Source organism: Geobacillus sp. ZGt-1, from assembly GCF_001026865.1.
Classification (GTDB): Bacteria; Bacillota; Bacilli; order Bacillales; family Anoxybacillaceae; genus Geobacillus; species Geobacillus thermoleovorans.
Genome location: NZ_LDPD01000026.1, coordinates 1 through 5453, shown reverse-complemented (window position 1 = coordinate 5453; position 5453 = coordinate 1). Strand labels below are relative to the sequence as shown.

Genomic DNA, 5453 nt, shown 5'->3' with positions numbered 1-5453 from the left:
AAAAAAGAAGATCGTCCCCGCCATGCCACTTATTACACCCAAGACTATCAAGAACGCTAAACATTTCCGTCAACGTTCCGATATAAACAATAGCCAAATGCAAACAAGCGCCGGTCAAGCGAGGTGAATGTGATGAAAATCCACCATATTGGACCGATGGGCGTCAACCCGTACCAGCGTCAGCTCGCCAAAACGGAGCGGCTGGCGGCGGAGAAGGCGCCTAGAGATCAAGTGGAAATTTCGAAAGAAGCGAAAGAGCTGCAAGAAGCGGCAAGCTGGGAACAGGCGCGGCAGGCGAAACTTGAAGAGCTGCGCCAACAAATTGAAAACGGCGCATACCAAGTCGACCCGCGGGCGGTCGCCAAGCGGATGATCGAGTATTATCGAAACCATCGATAAAGGAAGCGGATCGTGATGACGTTTGCGGCACTCATCCATCTTTTGCGGGCGCACAGTGAGCTTTATGAAAGCTTGCTGGCGCTTTCGCGGCGGAAAACGGAAGCGTTGAAAAAAAACGATATCGAGGCGCTGTCGGCCTTGCTTGCCGATGAACAAAAGCATATTTTCGCCATCCGTCAACTCGAAGAACGGCGGCGGCGCTGGCTGAAAGAGGTGCTCGGCGATGAGGCGGCGACCCTCTCCCAATGCATGGATCTGGCAAAAGGCAAGGAGCGTGAGGAGCTGAGGGAATGCCAAGCGCGGCTTCAGACGGCCGTGAAGGCCGTGGCGGAGGCGAATGAGCTCAATCGCCAGCTCATTGAACAGTCGCTCCAGTTTGTCACCGCGATGATCGAGACGTTCGCCCCGACGCCATCCACCTACAGCCGCACGCAACAATATGCCCCTTCGCCCGAGCGACCGCTGTTTGAATCGAAAGCGTAAGGAGGAAGAACGATGCTCTCGACATTCCACGGCCTCGAAGCCGCCCGGCGCGGCATGATGGCGCAACAGGCCGCCTTGTATACGACAAGCCATAACATCGCCAACGCCAACACGGAAGGGTATACACGGCAGCGCGTCCAATTGCGGCCGACGCCGCCGTTTCCGACGCCGGGGCTCAACCGCCCGAACATCCCAGGACAGATGGGGACAGGGGTGGAAGCGTCGTCGGTCGAACGGGTGCGCGAATACTTTTTGGACGTCCAATACCGAGGTGAAAACAGCAAGCTCGGGTACTGGGAAGCGCGCGCGGATGCGGTGTCGAAGATGGAAGACATTATGAACGAGCCGTCCGACAGCGGACTGGCGAAAACGATGGATCAATTTTGGCAGGCGCTTCAAGATTTGAGCACCCACCCGGAGAACGAAGGAGCGCGCTCCGTCGTCCGCCAGCGCGGGTTGGCGGTCGTCGAGACGTTCCACTATTTATCGAATTCACTGACGCAAATCCGCACGGACATCGGCACGCAAATCGGGGTGGCGGTGACGGAAATCAACTCCCTTTTGAACCAAATCCGCGCCTTAAACGAACGAATTGCCGAAATCGAGCCGAACGGCTATTTGCCGAACGACTTGTACGACGAGCGGGATCGGTTGGTCGACCAGCTGTCGCAATATATGGAGATCGGTGTGGAAAAGCATCCAACTGGCGGAAACGCCTTGCCCATGGCGGAAGGAACGTACGATGTTTACGTGATGAACGGGAGCGCGAAAGTATATCTCGTACAAGGCCGCAACGCCGCATCGGTTTCGTTCCCCGACGGCAGCGACGTCGACGGCGACGGGGTGAAGGAGATGCCTCCCGATCTAGGCGTCAATACGCTCGATGTCAGCGGGACGACCGTTTCCTTTTCCTCTCTTCCAAACGGCAAATTGCGCGGGCTGATCGAAGGATACGGCTATCAAACCGGAACCGACGCCAGCGGCCAGCCGATCGTCAAAGGGTTGTACCTAGACATGCTGTCGAACTTGGACAAACTCGCCTATACGTTCGGCACGGTGTTCAACGCCGTTCATCAACAGGGCTACGGGTTAAACGGAAACACGAATCACCCGTTTTTTGACGGGATCGGCGCAGTGAGCGGCGCGGCGAAAACGATCAAACTCGCGGCCGACATCGACGATTTGGCGAACATCGCGGCGTCAACGAAAAGCGGGGAAACAGGGAACGGCAACAACGCCATCAACCTCGCCAACGTCCGCAGCCTGCTTCTGTCCAATGCGACCGTTTCGCTGCAAGACGGCATCTCCGTCAACTTGGCGTCCCTTAATTTGCCGCTTTCCTCAGGCACGGTTGAAACGAACTACCAAGGCTGGATCGGCCAGCTTGGCGTCGACGGTGAGCAGGCGAACCGGATGAAAAGCAATAGTGAAATTCTGCGCCAGTCGGTGGAGGAAAAACGGCAGTCGGTCAGCTCCGTGTCGCTGGATGAAGAGATGATGAACATGATCAAATTCCAGCACGCCTACAACGCCGCGGCAAGGCAAATCACGGTGATTGACGAAATGCTCGATAAACTCATCAACGGCATGGGCGTCGTCGGAAGGTAGGTGAACGGTGATGCGCATTACGCAAAGCATGTTGGCGAACAATACGCTTAAGCAGATTACCCGAAGCTACGCCAATTTGGACAAATATCAAACCCAGCTTTCGACGGGGAAAAAAATCACCCGCCCGTCGGACGATCCTGTTGTGGCGATGAAAGGAATCGCCTACCGTTCGAATTTAGCCGAAGTCGAGCAGTTCAAACGCAATTTCTCTGAAGCGTACAACTGGGTGGAAAACTCTGATTCAGCGCTTGACAAGGCGACGCAGGCGCTGCAGCGCATCCGCGAGCTCGTCGTGCAGGCGAGCAACGATACATACGAAGAGACGCAGCGCCAGTCGATCGCCAAAGAAGTGCGGCAACTGACCGAACATTTGGTCACGATCGCCAATACGAAAGTCGGCGACAAATACATTTTCAACGGCGCGAAAACGACGGAGCCACCTGTTACGGTGAACCCGGACGGCACGATTTCCGTGTCGACGAACAGCCAACAGCTGAACATTGAGCTAGCGAAAGGCATTTACATTCCGGTCAACATTCCGCCAAGCACAGCGTTCGGGGCGGGCAGCGGATTGTTTTCCGACTTGCAAAACTTGGCCGCTTCCCTCGAAAATCCGAGTACGACCGGTAATGATTTAACGGGCTATTTAGACAAGCTCGACAGTCATATGACGAATTTGCTCGGCGTCCGCGCCGAACTTGGGGCGCGCATGAACCGGATCGAGCTGATGGAAGACCGCATCGACAGCCAACAAGTGATCGCGGAAAAAATGTTGTCGGACAACGAAGACGTTGATCTTGAAAAAGTCATCACCGACTTGAAAACGCAAGAAAGCGTCCACCGCGCCGCCTTGGCAGTCGGCGCGCGCGTCATCCAGCCGACGCTGGTTGACTTTTTGCGCTAAGCCAGCTTCCTGCTGGCTTTTTTCACCGAACAGTCCCGCGCTGTTTTGGTATCCATCCCAACCATTGAAAGGGGGAAGGGCATGCGCATTCCGCAGCTCAAGATGGAAGCGACGTATGCCAAACTGGTGATCTCAAGCGAACCCGCGCGGCTCGAGATTGCCCAGCCCCATGCCGACATGGCGATCGAGCAGCCGTCCGCCGACATGCGCATCGCTTCCATCCCCGCGCGCTTGACGATCGACCAGACCGAGGCGTGGGCGGCGGTGAACAACAAGCACGTGTTCCAATTGATCGAAGACGAGGCCGCTGACGGGCGGCAAGCGGTGCTCGATTTCATCGAGCGCGCTGCGGTCCAAGGCGATGAACTGATGCGCATCGAGGACGGCGGCAACCCGCTCGCCGACCAAGCCGTTGTAAACAGTGAAGACCCGCCGCTCGAGTTCAACATCGCCCTCGTCCCGCCGCCGTTTAGCGTCAAGGTCGACTATGAACCAGGACGGCTGGCGATCGACTGGAACACCCACGCGCCGCGCATTGATGTGAAGGCGCATGCGCCGATCATCCGCTACCAGCAAGGAACGGTCAAGATCGCCCTCGCCCAGCGCCCGTCGCTTCACATTGACGTCGTCATTTGAGAAAACAGGAGGAACGATTCATGAATATCGACACGAAATACCACGGAACCGTGGCGGTGAAGGAAGAAGACATTATCCATTTCCCACATGGCTTGCCCGGATTCGCCGACGAAAAGCGGTTCGTCCTTCTTCCGCTCGCCGACACGCCGTTTGTCATCTTGCAGTCGGTCGAGATCCCTGCGCTCGGGTTTGTGCTGATTGAGCCGTTTTCGTACTTTCCATCGTACGAATTTGAACTGGATGAAGCGACGGTCGAACAACTTAACATCGAAAGCGAACGCGACGTCGCGGTGTACGTGATCCTCACCGTCGCCGACCCGTTTCACGAGACGACGGCGAACTTGCAGGCGCCCGTTGTCATCAACGCCCGCAAGCGGTTCGGCAAGCAAGTCATCTTGACGAACACAACGTACAAAACAAAACATCGCCTCTTCCCGGAAAAAGTGGCGACGTAAAGGAGGCGGCCTGATGCTTGTCTTAACGCGCAAAATCAAAGAAGCGATCCAAATCGGTGATGACATCGAAATCACCGTCCTCGCCATCCAAGGCGACCAGGTGAAGCTCGGCATCAACGCGCCAAAACACATCGATATCCACCGCAAAGAAGTGTATCTTGCCATCCAAGCGGAAAACAACGCCGCCTCCCAAGCGTCCGAAGCCTCGCTCGCCGAACTGACCGCTAAACTGAAACAATGGAACACCCCGTAAACGAATCAGGCGCCCAAGCGGCGCTTTTTTCGCCCCGTCGACAAAAAATTTTCATTTCCCTATTAAACTTCCAAAAAACGCGCCGATATAAAAAGTGAGCGCGGCTGGCGGCGAAAGGCGGCCGACTTTCGCCCCAGCCCCGTCATTCCACAAGGACGTGGAAAAAATCATTTCAGGGAGGAAGAGAACATGAGAATCAACCACAACATCGCGGCGTTGAATACGTATCGGCAGTTGACCACCAATACGATCAACGCATCCAAATCGATTGAAAAACTTTCGTCTGGCCTCCGCATCAACCGTGCAGGCGACGATGCCGCAGGCCTTGCGATCTCGGAAAAAATGCGCGGCCAGATTCGCGGGCTGGAGCAAGCGAGCCGCAACGCTCAAGACGGCATCTCGCTCATCCAAACGGCAGAAGGAGCATTAAATGAAGTACACTCCATCCTTCAACGGATGCGCGAGTTGGCAACGCAAGCGGCCAACAGCACCAATACACAAGCAGACCGCGAGCAGCTGCAAAAAGAATTCAACCAACTGACGTCTGAAATCAACCGCATCGGCAATACGACGGAATTCAACACGCAAAAATTGTTGAACGGCAATGTGAGCGGTGCGAGCCCGATTAAACTGCAAATCGGGGCGAACACCAATCAATCGTTTGAAATTAAAATTTTCGATATGCGCGCCCAAGCGCTTGGATTGGCGGGTACAA

7 protein-coding genes and 1 pseudogene are annotated in these 5453 nt (G+C 55.7%); all 8 read left to right on the top strand.

The features are described from left to right. Positions 1-132: 132 nt before the first annotated feature. Entirely contained in the window at positions 133-399 is a 267-nt protein-coding gene (gene flgM, locus VU18_RS13685; RefSeq protein ID WP_047758294.1) for a flagellar biosynthesis anti-sigma factor FlgM, read from the top strand. Positions 400-414: 15 nt separating this feature from the next. Further along, positions 415-882: a flagellar protein FlgN gene (locus VU18_RS13680; protein ID WP_047758293.1), complete on the top strand. Its 468-nt coding sequence runs from the start codon at positions 415-417 to the stop codon at positions 880-882. A 12-nt stretch (positions 883-894) separates the two neighbouring features. After that, entirely contained in the window at positions 895-2490 is a 1596-nt protein-coding gene (flgK, locus tag VU18_RS13675) for a flagellar hook-associated protein FlgK (RefSeq protein WP_047758292.1), read from the top strand. A 10-nt stretch (positions 2491-2500) separates the two neighbouring features. Further along, on the top strand, positions 2501-3394 hold the full coding sequence (gene flgL / locus VU18_RS13670) for a flagellar hook-associated protein FlgL (RefSeq protein WP_047758291.1): 894 nt from the start codon (positions 2501-2503) through the stop codon (positions 3392-3394). Between the two features lie 81 nt (positions 3395-3475). After that, on the top strand, positions 3476-4030 hold the full coding sequence (locus tag VU18_RS13665) for a DUF6470 family protein (protein WP_047758290.1): 555 nt from the start codon (positions 3476-3478) through the stop codon (positions 4028-4030). 20 nt (positions 4031-4050) lie between these two features. After that, entirely contained in the window at positions 4051-4485 is a 435-nt protein-coding gene (gene fliW, locus VU18_RS13660; protein ID WP_047758289.1) for a flagellar assembly protein FliW, read from the top strand. Positions 4486-4498: 13 nt separating this feature from the next. Then, positions 4499-4738, top strand: a complete 240-nt coding sequence (csrA, locus tag VU18_RS13655; RefSeq protein ID WP_047758288.1) for a carbon storage regulator CsrA — start codon at positions 4499-4501, stop codon at positions 4736-4738. A gap of 189 nt (positions 4739-4927) precedes the next feature. Then, positions 4928-5453, top strand: a pseudogene (locus VU18_RS13650) (flagellin); the annotation flags it as partial.